This window comes from Amycolatopsis sp. NPDC088138, assembly GCF_044741685.1.
Classification (GTDB): Bacteria; Actinomycetota; Actinomycetes; order Mycobacteriales; family Pseudonocardiaceae; genus Amycolatopsis.
The window spans coordinates 186,811-204,665 of the sequence record NZ_JBIUTB010000008.1 but is presented as its reverse complement, the minus strand read 5'-3'; the positions used below and the strand labels follow the sequence as shown (position 1 = coordinate 204,665).

The following is a 17,855-nucleotide window of genomic DNA, read 5'->3' as shown; positions in this document are numbered from 1 at the left end:
CACACAAACCGACCCGCGCCTCCACCCACGAGCCACCGCAGGTCGCCGAGCACCGCTCACCGGGCCTCCGCCGAGACGCGAGTCATCGACGGTAACCCGTTCTCCGGCAAGGCAAACCCGCCCAACCCGCCGCCAACGAGCCAGCTCGCCGGAACCCGCGAATCGCCGCGGGTTCATCGGACACCCCCGAGCACACCCGGGCGCCCGTCATCCGTCTGGTCAAGCGCCGCCGCCAGCTCGGCGCGTCCGGTGATCCGCAGCTTGCGGTAGACGCTCGTCAGGTGCGTCTCCACCGTCCGGACCGTCACGAACAGCCGCTCCGCGATGACCCGGTTGCTGACCCCGCGCCCGGCGAGCCCCGCGGTGAGCCGCTCGGCCGGGCTCAGCGTCGCCGTCGCCTTCACCTGGCTCGGGATGCCCGCCTCGGCCGCCGTCTGCTGGGCGCGGTGGAGCAGCCGCCGGTCGCCGCTGCGGAGGCTCAGCTCCGCCGCGCGTCGCAGCCGGGCGCGTGCCGCCGCCGTGTCTCCCGCCTCGACCAGCGTGCGGCCTAGCTGGAACTCCGCCAGGGCCTCCTCCAGGCGCGCGGGCGAGCCGGCCAGGATGGCGGCCGCCTCCTCCAGCAGGCCGATCCGGTCGTCGCCGGGGGTGGCGACCGCCGTCGCGAGGCGGGCCATCCCGACCGCACGCGGGGTGCCCCACCGCAGCGCCGGGCCGGTGCCCTCGGCGGCCAGGTCGGCCGCGGCGTCGAACCGCCCGTCGTCGGCCAGCAGGCACGCGGCCTCGAACCACCACGGCGCCAGCAGCGGGTTGCCGATGCCGACCTCGTCCAGGCTTTCCCCGCACCGGCGGAACAACGCCAGCGCCGTGTCGAGGTCCCCGGACGCCCAGTGGACCCGCGCGTCGACGAGCTGGAACCACGGCCGCATCACCGTGTGCTCCCACAGCTGCGGCGAGTCCGCTTCCCGCAGCAGCTCCGCTGCCTTCGCGACGTCGCCCTGCTGCGCCACGACCGTCGCGAGCGCGATCCGCGGCACGACACCGCCGGTGCGGCCGTCGGCGCGGCGGCCGAGCGCGTAGGCCTGCCCGGCGTCCGCGGCCGCCGCGGTGAGGTCGCCGCACCAGTGCCCGAGCAGGCCGCGGAAGGCCAGGTACTCGCTGCGCTGGGCCGGGACCAGCTCGATCACGCGGCTCAGCTCATCGCGCGCGACGTCGACCTCGTCGGCCAGCAGCAACGCCAGGACGGTTGCGCTAACAGCCGAGTCGTCGGCGATCGGGTCGTACCCGCGGATCGCCCGGATCGCCCACTCGGCCGACTGCCGCGAGCGGGCGCCGTCGAGCGCGGCGACGACGGCGCAGACCGCCAGGTGCCCGGCGTCGACGACGTCGTCCCCTGGACGCAGCCGGGCCCCGAGTTTCGGCAGGCTGTCGCGGTCTTCGATGCCGACCAGGCACAGCAGCGCCTCGAGCGACACCCGCAGCTGGGGATCCGCCTCCGCGCCGAGCTCGGAGAGAGCGCTTTCCAGGACGGTCACGGCCGCGCCACAACGCCGGGCGACCAGCGCCAGCCGGCCCAGCTTCACCGCGGTGCGGGCCCGTTCGGCCGGGTCCCGCTGCAGGTCGAGGGCCCGCAGCAGCAGGTCGAACCCGCCGGCCGGCTCGAGCAGCGCGACGGTCTCGGCGAGCTGGACAGCCAGCCCGGCGTCGGCCGGGCAGGCGGCGGCCGCGGGCCGCAGGTAGCGCACCGCGTCCCAGGGCGCGCCCCGGTCGCAGGCGCTGCGCGCGGCGTCGCGCAGCAGGTCGGCCATCCACGGTTCCAGCGTGTCCAGTTCCAGCAGCTGCTCGGCGACCTCTTCCGGCGACCCGGCGGCGTCGCTGAGCAAGGTCGCGGCGGTGCGGCGCAGCCGGTTCAGCTCGGCGGGCTCGACGGCGCCGAGCAGGCCGTCGCGCACCGGATCGTGCCGGAAAGCGAGCCCGTCGGCCGCCAGGATGTGCTGGCTGCGCAGCACTTCCACGGCGGTCGCGGCGGTGCGCACCGGCACCTCGGCCAGCCGCGCGACCATCGACAGGTCCTGGCCGCCGAGCACCGCGACGGCCGTCGCGACCGTCCGGGCGTAGCCGGGGACGCCGGCGAACAACGAGCGGATCAGCGCCGACCCGGCCGCGGACCCGGCCACCGGTGCCACGCCGGCCGCGACCTTGCGCAGCTCGTCGAGCATCTCCCGCAGCAGCAACGGGTTCCCGCCGGACTGCTCGACGCAGTGCCGCACGAACCGCTCCCCCGGCTCCGAGCCGACGGCCTCGCGCGCCAGCGCGGCGACCGCCGAGGCCGGCAGCGGGCCGAGGTCGAGGACTTCGGTGCCGTACCAGGATTCGAGGTCGGAGAGCCGCTCGGCCGCGCCGGCCGGGCCGTCGGCCGCCGACCGGACCAGGACCATCCGCAGCGGCAGCCGGGTGGCGCGCCGGGCGAGCAGGCTGAGCCACCGCAGGGTCGGCTCGTCGCACCACTGGACGTCGTCGACGGCCACCACGATCCCGGGTTTCCCGGCCGCCCACGCGGCGAAGTCCTCGTACCACGCGGCGAACGCGTCCGGTTCGGGTTCCGGGTCCGCGACCGGGGCGCCGGCTTCGCGCAGCGCGGCGAGCAGTCCCCGCGACGCCGCGGCGCCGTCACCGGCCACGCCGGCGCTCCGGCAGACGACGGTGTCCGAGCGGGCGGCCAGTGCGGCGTCGAGCAGGCTGGTCTTGCCGATGCCGGCCCGGCCGCGCAGGACGACGACGGAGCTTTCCCGGGGTGCGCCGGCGCTCAGCCGCGCGGCGAGCCAGCTCAGCTCGGCGTCGCGCCCGGCCGGCGTCCGCCCGGCTGTCCCGGCGTCCCGGTCTGCCATCCCGTTTCCCCGTCCTCCCATCGGACCCGTTCCCGTCACACAGAGCGAACAGTCCTTCACGTGCTCCCATCTCATCGCGTGATCGTCTTACCGAATAGAGCGACCACACCCGGCAGGGGTTATCCCTCACTACCGGGATCCCCGTGCTCATCTGAGCAGTACGGTGGGTGCCGAAGGAGATGCGAAGTCGTGCATGAAAGGGGCTTTCACCAGCGGTTTTGCCCCAAAGGCCATGAACTCTGGACAGGTCGTCCGCTCAAATGTGCACTTGGGGCGGCACAACGTCGTTGCGTAACCACCCGGGAGGTGCGCGGGGACGGCCCGGTGGGCCGGAACCGGTTACGAGGACCGCACCGTGACCACGCGGGCGCTTCACCGCACGGCCACTTCCGCGTCATGATCGGCGGCGGCGTCAGCTCGCGCGGCGGCACTCCGGCACCCGCGGCGGCCACGCCGTGGAGTCGAGCAACCCGGAGGCGAAGGCCCGCGAAATCAGCTCGACGCGGTTGCGCGACTTGAACTTCCGCTGCAGGCGGGCGACGTGGTAGTCGATCCCCTGGCGGCTCAGGTAGAACTTGTCGGCCATCTCCAGGCTGGACATGCCGCTCGCGATGCCCTGCAGGATCTTGGCTTCGATGCCGGTGACCGAGCCGGCGAGCTCCGCGCGGGCCCCGGCGAGCCCCGCCGGCGCCGTCTCCGGCAGCACGGTCAGCAGGATCGCCGCACCGGGCGCCCGCATCCGGCCGGCCACGATGGTCACCCGGTCGGCGCCGGCCGGCACCAGACCGCTGATGCTGCCGCGAAAGCGCTGCTCACGCCCTTCGGCGACGCGGTTCAGCCGCTCGCGCAGGTAGTCCGGCCCGGTGGCGACGAGCTCGGGGAACGACTCGCCGAGCACCTCGGCCGGACGGCGGCCGAGCCAGCGGAAGAAAGCGGCGTTGCCCCCGCCGAGCCGCAGCCCGGCGCCGAGCGCGGCCAGCGGCATGTCCGCGCTTTCCACGAAGTCGCCGATGATTCCGGTTCGAGCGTCACGGGCCGCGTCCAGTGTGCGCGGGCCGATCGGGGAAATGGTTCGGATGCCGGCCATGGAAAGCCCCCTTCTTCCTGAGCTTTGCGTGTCCACCAATGCTCGTCCCCTGATGAGGACACGGCAGACACTACGAAGGGGCAAACAGCACGGTCAACGAATTCCGGGTGAGTGGAAGAGAAGTTCGTGGCCACCGAACCCGCCTTGCGGGACGGGCCGCACCGAAGGTTCGGTATCCCGGGTCCCGCAGGCAAATCCCCTGGTCAGCGACCCGATCCCGGCACCGGCGGGACCGCACCCCGCCCCCGCGGGGCGAATTCCGCACCCCGCACCGGCGAACAATTCGCGAACGGCCCGGAGGGGAGTTCGGGCAACCGCGCTGCCCGTTTACTCGGGCCGCACGGCGCGTTTCCCTTGCCAAGATAGCACCAAAACTCCCGGTTCTTGACCTGAACTTAAGGTTGATTCGGGTTGATGTTTCGTGCTAACGCGCCCGGGTGACACGGTTCGCGCGAAAGAACCTTTGGTGAACCTTAAGCCCCGCACGTCCGGCACGGTGCCAACGGCCTCGCTGACAGCATCGCGCCCGCACGGCCCGGAGGTCATCTCCCACAGTGGGGCGCTCCACGCAAGAAGCTCCGCGGCGCTCGATGCTGCCGCAGCACGCCAGGCGGACACGAGGGTTCACCGGCGAACCTTCGCGCAGGCCCGGAACGGCCCTCGCGGCGGTCATCTGCGGCATTGCGCCGTTCGCAACCCAAGAAGGACCGCAGTGCCCACTGCGAGCCACCGGCCAGAGTGCCTTCACCAGCGAACCTTCGCGCACGCCCGGAACGGCCCTCGCGGCGGTGCTCACCAGTGCCGCAGAGCCACCAGGCAGGATGCCTTCACCGGAGAACCTGCGCGCCCGGCCGGCTGATTCCCCGGCCGCGACCACCTGCCGCCGCGGGCGCTCCAACGCAGGAAAGCTCCACGGCCCTCGATGCACCGCCACGCCATCAACCGGCGCAGCCACCGCCGAAGCACTTCGCCCACACCTCGCACGGCCGACATCTCCACAACCGAGCACTCCAACGCAAGAAGCTCCGCAGCGCTCGAGGCGCCGCGGAGCTACCAGCTTCACCGACAGGACTCACCAAGAGCCCTGCCGATCATCTTCGGATCGTTCTCCCGGCTCGCAGCCGACTTCTTCAGCCGACCGCGAGCCGTCTCCGGAGAACCTTGCCGTTACCTCTTCGGGCTGTTCTCCGGGCTCGCCGCCGGCTTCTTCGCGCCGTTCTCCGGAGCGGCCGTCGGCTTTGCCGGGGGCTTGGCCGCACCCACCGCGGGCTTCGGCGGGGTGACCGGGGGCTTCGGCGGGGTCGCGGCCGGCGTCACCGGCGGCTTCGGCGCCGCCTGGGGAGCAGCCCCGTGGCCGTTCACCCGGGCCTGGGCCTCTTCCTTCGGTGTCGCGCCCTCGAACTCGTCCTGCTCGACCAGCGGGTTGGCCCGCTTGGCGCGCAGGATGACCGCCACACCGGCGCCGACGACCGCCACGGCCACCAGCCACGGCCAGCGCGGCTTGCGGCCGCGCTCGCCCTTGGCCGCGCTCTTCGCCTCGGCCAGCGCCGCCGTCAGGTCCTTCTTCGCCGTCGCCACCGTCTTGCGGCGCTTGCGGGTCGAATCGCCCGTCGAGCCGACCACGGCCGCGACCGCTTCCGCGGCCTTGCGGCCCGGGTCGCGCATCTTCGCCGCGCGGGCCAGGACCTCGTCGCGCGCGGCGACGGAGTTCACCCGCAGCTCGCGGCGGGACGCCCTCGTGCCCTTGTCCCAGTCCTTGGTCGCCTTGCGGCCGACCGCCGCGAGCTCGTCGGCTCCTTCGGCCACCTTCCGGTCGGTGATCTCCACCGCCCGCGCGGCCGCGTCCGCACCCACTCGCGCGGCCTCGACGGCGAGCTCCCGCACGCCGGCCGCCGCCGTCTTCACTCGTTGCCCGACCGCAGCGTCGCCCATGAGCTTCACCTCTCCACTCGTCTCGGCGGGCGTCGCCCGCTTCCTCCCTGGCTACCCACCCGGAGGCGGTCTCGAACATGCCGCCGGAGACACGAATGTGAAGAATGAAATACGTGTGTGTAAATCCATTCCTTATCATCGAATACATCGACGGGCAATACCGACGTTCGTAGGTATTCCCGCACACCGGTAACCGGACAGGGGAATGGACAACCGGAAGATCTTTTCTTGACCAACCGCCACACCTTTCCCGTACTGTGGCTCCGGGGTGGCCGCGACCGCGGATCCCTTTCACACGAACGAAGGAGTCACCAGATGAAGCTGGTTCGTCTCGTCAAGAAAGCGCTCCCCGCGAAGAGCCTGAAGGCTTACGCCTGGTACGGCTGGATCTGATCCCCACACCGGATTCGGGCCGGTTCCGGACTCACCGGAACCGGCCCCCCGTTTCCTCGAAGGAGCGCGGAAAAGTGGTTATCTCCGCCGGCAACCGGACAAAACACACCGTCTTCGCGCCCCGGATCGACCAGCTGCTGCGGGAGCACCGGGGTGGCGAGCTCTTCCGGCTCGAGCCGGACACCATCGGCGTCGCCGACCCCGACCTGATGAACGCCCTGCTGCGGGCCAGGCCGGCGAACGCCGAGGAACGGCCCACTTTCAAGCCCGTGCTCGGGCGCCGCGTCACCCGAACGGAGTCCGCGAGCCTGATGCAGGCCGTCGGCGCCGACGTCCGGGCCGCCCTCAAGAAGCCCGTCGGCGACCCCGACCTCACCGGGAAGTGGCCTGCCGTACCCCACGCGCACCTGCGTGACCTGGTGTTCGGCCCCGAAACCCGCCGGTTCCGGACGCTCGTCGACCGACGGCTGGAGCTGACCCCGAAGCTCACCTGGTCGGCCGTCACCACCGGGTCCGCGGTGCTGCCGCCGTCACCCGAGGGCCGGGAGCTGTCCACCCTCGCGCGCCAGGTCCTGGCGGCGGACGACTTCGCCGAGCGCCGCTTCCGGATGTACCTCTACCGCCGCGTCGCGGCCCCCATCTGCTTCACCGTCGCCGCCCTGGTCACCAACGCGGTCTGGCTCGGCGCGCCGTTCGCCGACGACGTCCCGAACGAGCACGTCATCAACGAAGCCCTCCGGCTGCTGCCGCCGTCTTGGAACATCCTGCGCGTCCGTTCACCCGAGTACACCGAGGTGGACGCGCGCATCACCCCCGGTGACGACCTCCTGCTGCTGCCCATCGTCAGCCACCGCTCCCCCGCGCTCTGGGACGACCCCGACGAGTTCCGCCCGGAGCGCTGGGCGGACCTGGACGCCGACACCCAGCCGGGTTACCTCCCGTTCGGCCACGTCAGCGAGCGCTGCTGGGGCCGCCACATGGTGTTGCCGCTGGCCAGCCGCCTTTTGGACGTCGTCCGCGCGCAGGGCCTGGCCCCCGATCCGCGGCAGCGCAAAGCCCGCGTCGAGCTCGACGGGCTGCTGGAGGTGGCCGACCTGCGGGTCGTGCGCCGCTGAACCCTTGACACCCGCCGCGGTGCGCGCGCATCCTGAGTCTTATCAGGGTTCCTGATATCAGGAGGCGAGCGGATGAGCGCGGACTTCGGCCTGGGCAGCTGGCCGGCGCGACGAGCACGGATCGACCCCGGCCGCACCGCGTTGACGCAGGCCGGGCGCACCCTCACCTACGCCCAGCTCGCCGGCAACGTCGAGCGGCTGGCCGGAGACCTGACCCGGCGCGGCGTGCGGCAAGGCGACCGGGTCGCCTACCTCGGCGTCAACGACATCGCCGTCTTCGAGACGCTCTTCGCCACCGCCCGCTGCGGTGCGATCTTCGTCCCGCTCAACTACCGGCTCTCCCCCGCCGAGATCCGCTACATGCTCGGTGACAGCGGCGCGTCGGTCCTCGTGCACAGCCCGGACGCCGACGACCTCGTCGCGGCGGCCGGCCCCCACGAAATCCAGCTCGTGAAAACCGGTGAAGAAGGAAACGGGACACCACCCGAACCCGAGGTCGGCCTCGACGACCCCTGCCTGCTCCTCTACACCTCCGGCACCACCGGACGCCCGAAGGCGGCGGTTCTCACCCACGGCAACCTGACCTGGAACACCGTCAACCAGCTCGCCCACCTGGACGTCCTCGGCACCGACAAGGCCCTCTGCATCGCGCCGCTGTTCCACTGCGTGGGCCTGGGCCAGATCACGCTGCCGACGCTGTTCAAGGGCGGCAGCGTCGAGCCGGTCGCCCGGTTCGACGCCGGGACGATCCTCGCCCGCATCACCGAAGCCGGGATCACCAGCTTCTCCGCCGTCCCGACGATGCTCGAGATGATGTGCCGCCACGAGTCGTGGGCGGCCACCGACCTCAGCTCGCTGACCTGCGTGCTCTACGGCGGCTCGCCGGTCGCCGAACGTGTCGCGCGGGCGTGGCTCGACCGCGGCGTCCGGCTGCTGCAGGGCTACGGCATGACCGAGGCCTCCCCCGGCGTCTTCATGGCCACCCACGACGGCACGCTCGACCACCCGGTCGCCGCCGGCGTGCCGCACTTCTTCACCGACGTCGCCGCGGACGGCGTCAGACCGCTGAGCGCCGAGCCCGCCGAGCTGCTCGTCCGTGGTCCGCACGTCTTCACCGGGTACTGGAACCGGCCCGAGGAGACGGCCGCGAGCTTCGTCGACGAGCGGTGGTTCCGCACCGGGGACGTCGTCCGCGTCGAGGACGACGGCTGGGCGCACATCGTCGACCGGGTCAAGGACCTGATCATCTCCGGCGGCGAGAACGTCTACCCCGCCGAGATCGAGGCCATCGCCGTCCAGCTCGACGCCGTCGACGCGTGTGCGGTGGTCGGCGTGCCGGACGAGCGCTGGGGCGAGGTCGGCGCCGCTTACGTCGTCGCCCGCGACGGCGCGGAACCGGACGAAGCCGCGTTCCGCGCGTACCTGGAACAGCACCTGGCCCGCTACAAGGTGCCGAAGTACGTCCGGTTCGTCGAAGCCTTGCCGCGCAACGCCACCGGCAAGATCCGCCGCGTCGAGCTGCGCAAGCAAGCCGCACAAACCTACGGAGCCCCATGACCAGCACGCTGCACCTCGAACTGCACGACGACGTCGCCGTGCTGCGGCTGTCGCGCCCGAAGAAGCGCAACGCGCTCGACGACGCGACCGTCCTGGGCCTCGAGGCGTTCTTCAGCGCGCCGCCGGCCGAGGTGAAAGCCGTTGTGCTCGATGCCGAAGGCGACCACTTCTCCGCCGGGCTCGACCTCTCCGAGCTGACCGAGCGGGACGCGTTCGAGGGCCTGCAGCACTCGATGATGTGGCACCGCGCGTTCGAGCGGATCGAGCGCGGCCGCGTCCCGGTCGTCGCGGTGCTCAAGGGCGCGGTCATCGGCGGCGGCCTGGAGCTCGCGTCGGCCACGCACATCCGCGTCGCCGAGCCGACGGCGTTCTACGCGCTGCCGGAGGGCCAGCGCGGCCTGTTCGTCGGCGGCGGCGGTTCGGTGCGGGTGCCGCGGCTGATCGGCGCCCACCGGATGACCGACCTGATGCTCACCGGCCGCGTCCTCGACGCCGACGAGGGCCACGCCGCCGGTCTGTCGCACTACCTCGTCGAGCCTGGTGAAGGCCTGGAGCACGCGCTAGGCCTCGCCCGCAAGATCGCCGCGACGTCGCCGATCACGACGTTCGCGGTGCTGCAGGCGCTGCCGCGCATCGCCGAGGCCAACCCGGCCGAGGGCTACCTGCTGGAGGCGCTGATGGCGGCGGTCGCCAGCGGCAGCACCGAAGCCCAGGACCGGATGCGGGCGTTCCTCGACAAGCGCGCGGCGAAGGTCGCCCGGTGACGCCGCTGCGCCCGGTCGCCGCCGATGTCCGCGACACCACGGAAATCGGCCGCTACCTGAGCTGGCTGACCACCCACCGCGGCCTCGACTTCACGGACTACGCGAGCCTGCACCGCTGGTCGGTGACCGACCTCGACGGCTTCTGGTCGTCGATCCGCGACTACTTCGGCGTCCGCTTCCACACACCCGAGACGGCGGTCGTGCCCGATCCGCGGATGCCGGGCACCGAGTGGTTTCCGGGCGCGACGCTCAACTACGCCGAACACGCACTCACCGCATGGCCCGCCGACGAGGTCGCGGTGATCGCGTATTCGCAGACACGACCGCGCATTGAACTGACCTGGGGTCAGCTGCGCGACCAGGTCGCCAGGGCCCGCGCCGGTCTCGCGCGGCGGGGAGTGGGACGCGGCGACCGTGTTGTGGCCTACCTGCCGAACATTCCGGAGACCGTCGTCGCTTACCTGGCCGTCGCGAGTCTCGGCGCCGTCTGGGCGTCCTGCGCGCCGGAATTCGGGGCCCGCGCGGTGATCGACCGGTTCGGGCAGGTCGAGCCGAAGGTCTTGCTGACCGTCTCGGGTTACCGGTACGGCACCAAGGACGTCGATCGCGGCAGTGAAATTGCGGAGATCGTGGCCGGGTTGCCGAGCGTCGAGCACGTCGTCCCGGTCGCGTACGGCGACGACGCCACCGGCTGGACGGACCTGCTGGACAACCCGGGTGAGCCGGGCTTCGAGCCGGTCGGGTTCGCGCACCCGCTGTGCGTGCTGTTCTCCTCCGGTACCACGGGAAAACCGAAGCCGATCGTGCACGGCCACGGCGGTTTGCTGTTGGAGCACCTCAAGAACCACGGCCTCAGCTGGGACCTGCGCCCCGGCGACCGGATGCTGTGGTTCTCCACCACCGCCTGGATGATGTGGAACGCGCTCGTGTCGGGGCTGCTGACCGGCGCGTCGATCGTGCTGGTCGACGGCAACCCGCTGCACCCGGACCTGGCCTGGCAGTGGCGTCTCGCCGCCGAAACCCGCGCGACGCTCCTGGGCGCGAGCCCGGGTTTCCTGATGGCGTGCCGGAAAGCTGGTCTCGACCCGGCGGCGGACCTCGACCTGTCGGCACTGCGGCAGATCGGCGCGGCGGGCAGCCCGCTGCCCGCCGAGGGCTACCGGTGGGTGGCCGAGCGGCTCCCCGGCGTGCTGCTCAACGTCGGCAGCGGCGGCACCGACGTCTGCAGCGGGATCGTCCAGGGCGGTCCGCTGCAACCGGTGCAGGCCGGGGAGATCTCCGGGCCCTGCCTCGGCGTCGACGCGAAGGCGTTCGGCTCCCGCGGCGAGCCGGTCGTCGGGGAGCTGGGCGAGCTGGTGATCACCGCGCCGATGCCGTCGATGCCGGTGGGGTTCTGGGGTGACCGGCCGGTCACCGACCCGGATTCCCGTTACCGGGCAACGTACTTCGCCGACTACCCCGGCGTCTGGCGGCACGGCGACTGGGTGCGGTTCTCGCCGGACGGCGGCTGCGTCATCGCCGGCCGCTCGGACGCCACCCTCAACCGCGGCGGCGTCCGGCTCGGCACGGCCGAGTTCTACACGGTCGTCGAGGAGCTGCCGGAGGTCGACGACTCCCTGGTCGTGCACCTCGAAGACCCGGCGGGTGGCAACGGCGATCTCCGGCTCTACGTCGTGCTTCGCGACGGCGCTCTGGACGACGACCTGCGCGGCCGCATCAAGAGCGTGTTGAAGAGCGCGCTGTCACCGCGGCACGTGCCGGACGAGATCACCGCCGTCCCGGTGATCCCCCGCAACCGCACCGGGAAGAAACTGGAGCTGCCCGTGAAGAAACTCCTGCTGGGCGCCCGCCCCGAAGACGTCGTCGGCCGGGACGTCCTGGCCGACCCGACGGCCCTCGACCCCTTCCGGGCGCTCGCATGAGCACCGTGGCGGTCGTCGGCACCGGCGTGATCGGCGCGAGCTGGACCGCGCTCTTCCTCGCGAACGGCCTGGACGTCGTCGCCACCGATCCGGCGCCCGGCGCCGAAGAACGCTTGCGCGGCGCTCTCGAAGGCACGCCGACGGATCGCCTGCGGTTCGTCGCGGACGCCGGGGAAGCGGCCGCCGACGCGGACTTCGTGCAGGAGAACGGTCCGGAGCGCGAGGACGTCAAGCACGCGCTGTTCGCGGTCCTCGACGAGGCCGCGCGGCCGGACGTGGTCCTGGCGAGCAGCTCGTCCGGGCTGCTGCCCAGCGTCATCGCCCGCGGCTGCCCGCACCACCCCGAGCGGGTCGTGATCGGGCACCCGTTCAACCCGCCGCACCTGATCCCGCTCGTCGAGGTCGTGCCCGGCCGCGACACCGCGCCCGAGGCCGTCGACCGGGCGGTGGCGTTCTACACCTCGGTCGGCAAACGCCCGATCCGGCTTTCGCGGGAGGTTCCCGGCCACATCGCGAACCGGCTGCAGGCCGCGCTGTGGCAGGAGGCGTATTCGCTGGTCGAACGCGGGGTCGCGACGGTCGCCGACATCGACACGGCCATCGCGTACGGGCCCGGGCTGCGCTGGGCGGTGCTCGGCCCGTTCGTCAACCAGCACCTCTCCGGCGGCGCCGGTGGCCTCGCGCACGTCCTGCGGCACCTCGGCCCGCCGACGGAGGAGTGGTGGCGCGACCTCGGGCAAGTTCATCTGACGCCCGAACTCGCCGAGACGCTCGTCGCCGGGGTCGACGCCGAACTGGCCGAAACCGACCAAGCCCGTCTCGTCGCCGCGCGCGACGCCGTCCTCGAACAGCTGCTGGCCGCCAAGGCCGCGCAGCCCGACCTGCCCTGATCTGGAGAACCCGGTGGACCTTTCCGCACTGACCGCCATCGACGTCCACACCCACGTCGAGCAGGACGGCCACGGCTGTTTCGCGCTGGACCAGGAGCTGCTCGACGCGTCCGCGAAGTACTTCCGCGCCGACCAGGACCGGACGCCGACGGTGACGGCGATCGCCGAGCACTACCGGGCCCGCAAGATGGCCGCCGTCGTGTTCACCGTCGAGGCACCGGCCGCGACCGGGCACCCCGCGCTGTCGAGCGAGGAGATCGCCGACGCGGCCGCCGCGCACCCGGACGTCCTCATCCCGTTCGGCTCGGTCGACCCGCACTCGGGCAAGGCGGCCGTGCACCGGGTGCGCCGGCTCGTCGCCGAACACGGCGTCCGCGGCTTCAAGTTCCACCCCAGCCTGCAGGGCTTCGAGCCGAACGACCCGCGGTTCTACCCGCTGTACGAGGCGATCGGCGAGCTCGGCGTCCCGGCGCTGTTCCACACCGGCCAGACCGGGATCGGCGCGGGCCTGCCGGGCGGGCGCGGCATCAAGCTGCGCTACTCGAACCCGATGCTGCTCGACGACGTCGCCGCCGACTTCCCGCACCTCACAATCATCCTGGCCCACCCGTCGGTGCCGTGGCAGGACGAGGCGATCTCGGTGGCGACACACAAGGCGAACGTCTACATCGACTTGTCCGGCTGGTCCCCGAAGTACTTCCCGCCCCAGCTGGTCCGCGCGGCGAACACGCTGCTGAAGCGCAAGGTCCTGTTCGGCTCGGACTTCCCGGTCATCACGCCGGACCGCTGGCTGGCGGACTTCGCCGAGCTGGACATCAAGGACGAGGTGCGGCCGCTGATCCTGAAGGACAACGCGATCCGGATGCTCGGCCTGTCCTGAGCGCTAGGCGCGCGGGTCGACGTGGATCTTCGGGCCCGGGCCCGCCGGGTGCTCCCCGGCCAGGACCGCGCCGACCTCGTCGAGGCCGACCGTTGCCGCGACCAGGGGCCGCGGGTCCACCGCGCCGCTCGCGTATGCGGTGATCGTGTCCGCCAGGCCCGGGGACGCCGAGAGGATGCCGACCGCCGTCACGTCCTTCAGGACCAGCGAGCGCGTGTCGACCAGGCTGGGCTGCCCGGAAAGTCCGATGTAGACGATCCGGCCGGCCGGTTCGACCAGGTCCAGGGCCAACCCCGGCAGCTCGGCGGCGTTGGACGCGTCGACGACCGCGTCGAACGGCAGCGCCGGGAGGGTGTCGCGGGTCCAGGCGTGGGTGAAGCCCAGGGTGCGGGCGAAGTCGAGGGTGGGCTCGTCGCGGCCCAGCAGGTGCACCTCGGCGCCCGCCGCGCGCAGGAACAGTGCCGTCAGCAGGCCGATCGTCCCCGGGCCCAGCACCAGCGCGCGGTCACCGGGACCGACGGCGGCGGCCTGGGCGGCGCGCAGGGCGTTGCCACCCGGCTCGACCAGGGCGCCGAGGACGGGGTCGACGGAGTCGGGCAGGGCGTGCAGCGACCAGGCCGGGACGGCGATCCGCTCGGCCAGCGCGCCGGCCCGGCCGCCGCGGATGCCGACCTCCTCGCGGTGCGCGCAGGTGTGCTGGTGGCCCTTGCGGCAGCGGCGGCACGTCCGGTCGCCGAGCATGGTGTCACCCATGACGCGGCGCCCGAGCCACGACGGGTCGACGCCGTCGCCGATCGCCGAGACCGTGCCCGCCCACTCATGACCCAGCCGCATCGGGTACGCCGAATGGCCTTGGTGCAGGTAGGCCATCTCACCGGTGAAGAACTCGACGTCCGTGCCGCAGACCCCGGCCCGTTCGACGTCGACGACGACCTCGCCGGGGACGGCCTCGGGCACGGGTACGGCACGCACGGAGAACTCCCGCGGGCCGGTGAGCACGAAGGCCCGCATGGTGGTGATCACCCGGGCAGTCTCACCCGGGTGCGGGCCGGCGCGCCAGCCGGGTCAGCCCGGGATCTCCGTCGCGCGCTCCCAGCCCGCGGGCAGCGGGCTCACGTTGAGCGCGTGGTCGAGCCCGCTGTCCGCGAGGGCCCGGCGCACGACCCGGTTGTCACCCGTGACGACGCGCAGGGTGGTGACCTCCCGCTGCGTCCGGACGTGGATGTCGACCAGCGCCGCCAGCCCGGCCGCGTCGAGGAGGTCGACCTCGGAGAGGTCGAGCACCAGGACCGGGAACTTGCGGTGCGCCCAGGTGGCCAGGACGGCCTCGAGCTGGGATGCGCTCTCTTCGTCGAGGGCGCCCCGGATCCGGACCATGACGGCACCGAAGTAGGGGCGGATCACCTTGATGTCGAACGCACTTCGTCCCGCGCGGGTGACGGGGATCGCCGTCGCGGGGTGCTGCACTACCAACATCGGCAGACGCCTTCGTTCACAGATCAAGTGCCGGGCGGGAATCCCGCTCGGACGCAAACCGGAATGGGGGGGAACGGCTGTTGCCTGAACCGTACCCTCGCAGCGTAGCCCTCCGCCCTCCTGTCGCAACCCCGCCCATCGGGCGAGCCGCGCTCCGCCGCCTGTCCCATGAAGGAGGGGTACCCACGCCGATCGCCACGGCCGGGTGAAGTGTGGCGGATGGACGCAAAGACCCGCCCCCGCTCGGCGAAGGCTGGGGGGAGACCTGCGAGCGGAAGCGGGAGACGAAGGCCGGTACGGAGGGTCGCCTCTCGGCGAGTGGCGCAACGCGGCGCCAGCCTGACTGGCACTCCGCGAGGGCAGAAGGTGAGGCCCGGGGACACCACCGTACCGACAGTCTGTACAACGCACGGCCTGCGGAAATGTTCCCCACGTGACGCACGTCGCCGGCACGGCCTACGAGACGTTTCGACCCGGTCACGCCGGGTATCACGAGAGCGTCTTGAAGGAGGCCGCCATCGCTACCGCCGTGCTCTTCGACGTCGACGGCACGCTCGTCGACTCCAACTACCTGCACGTGCACGCCTGGCAGCGGGCGTTCCGCGAGCTGGGCCGGGACGTCGACTCCTGGCGCGTCCACCGCGCGATCGGCAAGGGGTCCGGCAAGCTGCTCGCCGACCTGCTCGGGAAGGACGACGCCGAGGAGCTCGGTGACCGGCTGGAAGACCTCCACAGCCGCTTCTACCTCGAGACGGCCGGGATGCTGCGCCCCTTCGACCAGGCCGCCGCGCTGATCCGCGTCATCGCCGGGCACGGGGTACGCGTCCTCCTGGCGACGTCGGCCGGACCCGACGAGCTCGACGTCATGCGGAAGATCCTCGACGTCGACGACGTCGTCACCGCCGTCGTCGCGGGCGAGGACGTCGAGGCCACCAAGCCCGACCCGGAACCGGTGTTCGCCGCGCTGGAGCGCGCCGGCACCGAGCCGGGCAACACCATCTTCGTCGGCGACTCCGTCTGGGACGTCCACGCCGCTGCCAAGGCCGGCGTCCGCACGGTCGCGGTGCTCTCCGGCGGAGTCAGCGCGGCGGAGCTGACCGAGGCCGGCGCGGTCGCGACCTACGACGACCCCGCGGCCCTGCTCGACGCCCTCGACCACAGTCCGCTCGCGGAGCTGTTCACCTAGTCGCGCGGGCGTGCGCCACCCACCGGCCGTTGAGCCGGTGGACCTCGACCTCCCGCTCGTAACAGGCCGACAGCCCGTTGTTCGTGAGGACCTCGTCGATCGGGCCGGCCGCCGTCACGGCTCCGCGGCGCACCAGCAGCGCGTGCGTCGCGGTCGCCGGGACCTCCTCCAGGTGGTGCGTCACGGTCACCGTGGCCAGCTCGGGCTGGGCGCGGGTCAGGTTCTCCAGCGCCAGCAGCAGGTCCTCGCGACCGGGCATGTCGAGGCCGGCGAACGGCTCGTCCAGCAGGAGCAGCAGCGGATCGGCCATCAGCGCGCGGGCGAGCCGGACGCGGGCGCGTTCACCCTGCGAACACACCCGCACCGGCCGGTCGCCGAGGTCGGCGCACCCGACCAGGTCGAGCAGCTTCGCCGCGCGGTCGCGGATCGTGTCGTCGTAGCGCTCCCACAGCGGCAGCACGCTGCCGCTGTACCCGGTCAGCACCACCGTGTGCGCGTTGTGGTTCTCGGCGTCCGGTAGCCGCTGGTTCGCGCCGACGAACCCGATGTGCGTCCGGACGTCCCGCAGGTCGACCGTGCCCATCCGGTGCCCCAGCACGACGGCCGTGCCCGCGCTGGGGAACCGCTGGGTCGAGGCGACGGACAGGATCGTCGACTTCCCGGCGCCGTTGCGGCCCAGCACCACCCAGCGCTGGCCGTAGTCGACCCGCCAGTCGACGCCCGACACGAGCGGCGTCCGCCCGACGTGCACCTCCACGCCGGCGAGCTCGATCGCCGGGCCGTCGAGGTTGGGCTGCACGAAGACGGGCTTGCTCATCCGTCCATGATCACACTGTCAGGCCCCCGGGTGGGCGTCGGTCATCAGGTCGGCCAGGTCCTCCGGGGCCAGGAACGACGGCGGGGGCGGCTGGCCCCACGCGTAGAGGCTCTTCTCCCCCGCCACCACGCGCGGCTCCCAGATCTGGTCCTCCAGGATGCAGTCGATGTCCGAGTAGTACTCGGAGAAGTTGCCCGCCGGGTCGCGCAGGTACCAGAAGAAGTTCGAGCCGATGTAGTGCCGGCCCAGGCCCCAGGTGTGCCGCTCGGGGTGGCCCTCGAGCATCGCGGTGGCGCCGCGGCCGACCTCGTCGACGTCGTCGACCTCCCAGGACGTGTGGTGCAGGAAGCTCACCGGCGCCTGCTGCACGAGCACGTTGTGGTGGTCGGTGGAGCAGCGCATGAACGAGGCGAAGCCCGGGGCTTCGTCGCTGACCTTGAAGCCGAGCCCGTCGGTGAAGAACCGCTGGGTGGCGGCCTGGTCGGTCGACCCGAACACCACGTGCCCGAGCTTGCGCGGGCGGACGGCCTGCTCCCGGTCGATGGCGGGCGCGCGGACGTTGGCCCGCCGCGCCGCACCGGGCTGGTTGTAGGCCACCGGTTCCGGCGGCTCCTGCCGCAACCTCGGCGCCACCGACACGACGACGTCGAGGCCGGTCACCGGGTCCTTCGTGTGCAGGGCGTCGCCGACGCGCCGGCTGCCGAGGTCGAGGCGGGCCAGCGACGCGGCGACCCGGTCCAGGTCGTCCGGGTCGTCGGCGCCGACTCCGAGGGTCAGCAGCCGCCGCTGGGCGGTGTGGCGCAGTTCGAGCTGCTCACCACCGTCGGCGGTCGAGAAGCCGGACCCGGTCGGGGTCAGGCCGAACTCGGTGTAGTACTTCGCGGTCTCGTCGACGTTCGGGACGCCGACGGTGATCTTGGTGAGGCGGTGCAGGCTCATGCGGTTCCTCCT

The 17,855-nt window shown here is 72.3% G+C and carries 15 protein-coding genes; 8 read left to right on the top strand and 7 right to left on the bottom strand.

The genetic code is table 11. The features are described from left to right. Positions 1-173 precede the first annotated feature (173 nt). The 3 genes from ACIOD2_RS41990 to ACIOD2_RS41980 form a co-directional block, all read right to left on the bottom strand. Entirely contained in the window at positions 174-2,885 is a 2,712-nt protein-coding gene (locus ACIOD2_RS41990; protein ID WP_400550960.1) for an AAA family ATPase, read from the bottom strand. Positions 2,886-3,297: 412 nt separating this feature from the next. Next, positions 3,298-3,972, bottom strand: a complete 675-nt coding sequence (locus tag ACIOD2_RS41985; RefSeq protein WP_392774645.1) for a LuxR C-terminal-related transcriptional regulator — start codon at positions 3,970-3,972, stop codon at positions 3,298-3,300. Positions 3,973-5,139: 1,167 nt separating this feature from the next. Then, positions 5,140-5,904 carry a hypothetical protein gene (locus ACIOD2_RS41980; RefSeq protein ID WP_400550959.1) on the bottom strand — a complete coding sequence of 255 codons (765 nt, stop codon included), beginning with the start codon at positions 5,902-5,904 and terminating at the stop codon, positions 5,140-5,142. 315 nt (positions 5,905-6,219) lie between these two features. On the opposite strand from ACIOD2_RS41980, the gene ACIOD2_RS41975 reads away from it, so the two are divergent. The 7 genes from ACIOD2_RS41975 (at position 6,220) to couO (ending at position 13,425) form a co-directional block, all read left to right on the top strand. Further along, positions 6,220-6,297 carry a tryptorubin family RiPP precursor gene (locus tag ACIOD2_RS41975; protein ID WP_400551613.1) on the top strand — a complete coding sequence of 26 codons (78 nt, stop codon included), beginning with the start codon at positions 6,220-6,222 and terminating at the stop codon, positions 6,295-6,297. A gap of 74 nt (positions 6,298-6,371) precedes the next feature. Continuing rightward, entirely contained in the window at positions 6,372-7,412 is a 1,041-nt protein-coding gene (locus ACIOD2_RS41970; protein WP_400550958.1) for a cytochrome P450, read from the top strand. Positions 7,413-7,484: 72 nt separating this feature from the next. Next, positions 7,485-8,969 (top strand): long-chain fatty acid--CoA ligase, encoded by a 1,485-nt coding sequence (locus tag ACIOD2_RS41965; RefSeq protein WP_400550957.1) that lies wholly within the window; start codon positions 7,485-7,487, stop codon positions 8,967-8,969. Then, on the top strand, positions 8,966-9,733 hold the full coding sequence (locus ACIOD2_RS41960) for a crotonase/enoyl-CoA hydratase family protein (RefSeq protein ID WP_400550956.1): 768 nt from the start codon (positions 8,966-8,968) through the stop codon (positions 9,731-9,733). Before ACIOD2_RS41965 ends, ACIOD2_RS41960 begins: the two co-directional genes overlap by 4 nt. Next, positions 9,730-11,655, top strand: a complete 1,926-nt coding sequence (locus ACIOD2_RS41955) for an acetoacetate--CoA ligase (RefSeq protein WP_400550955.1) — start codon at positions 9,730-9,732, stop codon at positions 11,653-11,655. Before ACIOD2_RS41960 ends, ACIOD2_RS41955 begins: the two co-directional genes overlap by 4 nt. Beyond that, positions 11,652-12,545, top strand: a complete 894-nt coding sequence (locus tag ACIOD2_RS41950; protein ID WP_400550954.1) for a 3-hydroxyacyl-CoA dehydrogenase NAD-binding domain-containing protein — start codon at positions 11,652-11,654, stop codon at positions 12,543-12,545. The genes ACIOD2_RS41955 and ACIOD2_RS41950 overlap by 4 nt, the downstream gene beginning before the upstream one ends. A 13-nt stretch (positions 12,546-12,558) precedes the next feature. Beyond that, positions 12,559-13,425: a 4-hydroxyphenyl-beta-ketoacyl-CoA hydrolase gene (gene couO, locus ACIOD2_RS41945; RefSeq protein ID WP_400550953.1), complete on the top strand. Its 867-nt coding sequence runs from the start codon at positions 12,559-12,561 to the stop codon at positions 13,423-13,425. Between the two features lie 3 nt (positions 13,426-13,428). On the opposite strand, the gene ACIOD2_RS41940 is transcribed toward couO, so the two are convergent. Both ACIOD2_RS41940 and ACIOD2_RS41935 read right to left on the bottom strand, forming a co-directional pair. Continuing rightward, complete coding sequence (locus ACIOD2_RS41940; protein WP_400551612.1) at positions 13,429-14,436, bottom strand: zinc-binding dehydrogenase; 1,008 nt, start codon at positions 14,434-14,436, stop codon at positions 13,429-13,431. Between the two features lie 54 nt (positions 14,437-14,490). Next, entirely contained in the window at positions 14,491-14,901 is a 411-nt protein-coding gene (locus tag ACIOD2_RS41935; RefSeq protein ID WP_400550952.1) for an STAS domain-containing protein, read from the bottom strand. Between the two features lie 433 nt (positions 14,902-15,334). Between ACIOD2_RS41935 and ACIOD2_RS41930 the strand changes: the two genes are divergently transcribed. Then, complete coding sequence (locus ACIOD2_RS41930; protein ID WP_400550951.1) at positions 15,335-16,087, top strand: HAD family hydrolase; 753 nt, start codon at positions 15,335-15,337, stop codon at positions 16,085-16,087. Here the strand turns inward: ACIOD2_RS41930 and ACIOD2_RS41925 are convergent. After that, complete coding sequence (locus tag ACIOD2_RS41925; protein WP_400550950.1) at positions 16,080-16,904, bottom strand: ABC transporter ATP-binding protein; 825 nt, start codon at positions 16,902-16,904, stop codon at positions 16,080-16,082. The genes ACIOD2_RS41930 and ACIOD2_RS41925 overlap by 8 nt on opposite strands. A gap of 18 nt (positions 16,905-16,922) precedes the next feature. Further along, positions 16,923-17,843 carry a VOC family protein gene (locus ACIOD2_RS41920; RefSeq protein ID WP_400550949.1) on the bottom strand — a complete coding sequence of 307 codons (921 nt, stop codon included), beginning with the start codon at positions 17,841-17,843 and terminating at the stop codon, positions 16,923-16,925. Between the last annotated feature and the right edge of the window lie 12 nt (positions 17,844-17,855).

What these genes read in the sequence shown, in the direction of transcription:
- ACIOD2_RS41990 (WP_400550960.1), bottom strand. Translation starts at nt 2,885, where the DNA reads ATGGCAGACCGGGACGCCGGGACAGCCGGGCGGACGCCGGCCGGGCGC.
- ACIOD2_RS41985 (WP_392774645.1), bottom strand. Translation starts at nt 3,972, where the DNA reads ATGGCCGGCATCCGAACCATTTCCCCGATCGGCCCGCGCACACTGGAC.
- ACIOD2_RS41980 (WP_400550959.1), bottom strand. Translation starts at nt 5,904, where the DNA reads ATGGGCGACGCTGCGGTCGGGCAACGAGTGAAGACGGCGGCGGCCGGC.
- ACIOD2_RS41975 (WP_400551613.1), top strand. Translation starts at nt 6,220, where the DNA reads ATGAAGCTGGTTCGTCTCGTCAAGAAAGCGCTCCCCGCGAAGAGCCTG.
- ACIOD2_RS41965 (WP_400550957.1), top strand. Translation starts at nt 7,485, where the DNA reads ATGAGCGCGGACTTCGGCCTGGGCAGCTGGCCGGCGCGACGAGCACGG.
- ACIOD2_RS41960 (WP_400550956.1), top strand. Translation starts at nt 8,966, where the DNA reads ATGACCAGCACGCTGCACCTCGAACTGCACGACGACGTCGCCGTGCTG.
- ACIOD2_RS41950 (WP_400550954.1), top strand. Translation starts at nt 11,652, where the DNA reads ATGAGCACCGTGGCGGTCGTCGGCACCGGCGTGATCGGCGCGAGCTGG.
- ACIOD2_RS41940 (WP_400551612.1), bottom strand. Translation starts at nt 14,436, where the DNA reads ATGCGGGCCTTCGTGCTCACCGGCCCGCGGGAGTTCTCCGTGCGTGCC.
- ACIOD2_RS41935 (WP_400550952.1), bottom strand. Translation starts at nt 14,901, where the DNA reads ATGTTGGTAGTGCAGCACCCCGCGACGGCGATCCCCGTCACCCGCGCG.
- ACIOD2_RS41925 (WP_400550950.1), bottom strand. Translation starts at nt 16,904, where the DNA reads ATGAGCAAGCCCGTCTTCGTGCAGCCCAACCTCGACGGCCCGGCGATC.
- ACIOD2_RS41920 (WP_400550949.1), bottom strand. Translation starts at nt 17,843, where the DNA reads ATGAGCCTGCACCGCCTCACCAAGATCACCGTCGGCGTCCCGAACGTC.